This window comes from Halalkalibacter lacteus (assembly GCF_036663595.1).
In the GTDB taxonomy this organism is placed as follows: domain Bacteria; phylum Bacillota; class Bacilli; order Bacillales; family Bacillaceae_D; genus Halalkalibacter; species Halalkalibacter lacteus.
Genome location: NZ_JAWRVL010000081.1, coordinates 1 through 931 on the forward strand (window position 1 = coordinate 1; position 931 = coordinate 931).

Consider the following 931-nt stretch of genomic DNA (forward strand, 5'->3'; position numbering starts at 1 on the left):
ACACAGGTTGGACAAAAGATGGCTATAGTTACTTTTAATTTTTTCATAAATTAGTTTAGCTTCTTCTTCATCATAAAGATGAGAGGTTTTATTACGGTCTACCATCATATCAATCCACTGTTCTCCGTCCTCAATTAAGCCATATGTAAATGCTTCTCTTATTGTTGTCCTAGGACTTTTAATTTCAGTGATCCCTGCATATTCTAAAAACATTTTCATAAGTTTCCAACTTAATTCAAAAGTGAACTCAAATCGCTGAATGACACCGTCGTAAATAATATCATCTTCTATTTGAAGTTTCGTTGCTTCATTAAGCCTAGCACTCGCACGTTTGTAATCATTAAGCTTCTCGAAGAGCCTTTCCTTGTTCATATACAACTACACCATCTTTCCTAATATTGAAAATCAGTTTTTCTTTATTTAGACGCTCTATAAAAACAACATCAATTTTTAAGGGAGTGGACATTTCATTAATTGCTTGTTCTATTAAATTTTGTTGAGTATGAGAACTTTTATTTGTAAAAACAGCTAAATCAATATCAGAAGACCTGTGGTAATCCCCTCTTGCTCTTGATCCAAATAAAATAATTTTTTCTATTTGATCGTTTTTTGAGCAGAAACTTTGTATTTCACTGATAAATCGTTTTGATATTCCGGTTGCATTCCAATGAGATTCCATTACAGTTTCCACCTCAATCCTTTATAAGCATTTACAATTATTTTAGCAATAATTCACTTAAAACACGAACTAAAAAAGGCTATAGACACTTATAGCTTCTATTCACTTCCTAACAATCCCTTCTATTAATTCAAGAATATGTCTCTTTAATGGAATAACACGAGTAACTAATAACGTGAACTACCCACCACTTAATTCTTGCAGAATTTGAAGTGGGGGCTTCTCGGATAATAGTTGCTTTTACTAGCCAAC

The 931-nt window shown here is 32.3% G+C and carries 2 protein-coding genes; both read right to left on the reverse strand.

Features of this window, described 5'->3' with window-relative positions:
• On the reverse strand, nucleotides 1-372 hold a 372-nt coding region (locus tag SAZ04_RS21530; protein ID WP_332699534.1), incomplete at its 3' end, for a nucleotidyltransferase substrate binding protein.
• Nucleotides 341-679, reverse strand: a complete 339-nt coding sequence (locus SAZ04_RS21535) for a nucleotidyltransferase domain-containing protein (protein ID WP_332699537.1) — start codon at nucleotides 677-679, stop codon at nucleotides 341-343. The genes SAZ04_RS21530 and SAZ04_RS21535, both read right to left, overlap by 32 nt.
• Nucleotides 680-931 lie beyond the last annotated feature (252 nt).

Excerpts from the sequence above, each read along its gene's own strand:
- SAZ04_RS21535 (WP_332699537.1), bottom strand. The coding sequence starts at position 679 with ATGGAATCTCATTGGAATGCAACCGGAATATCAAAACGATTTATCAGT.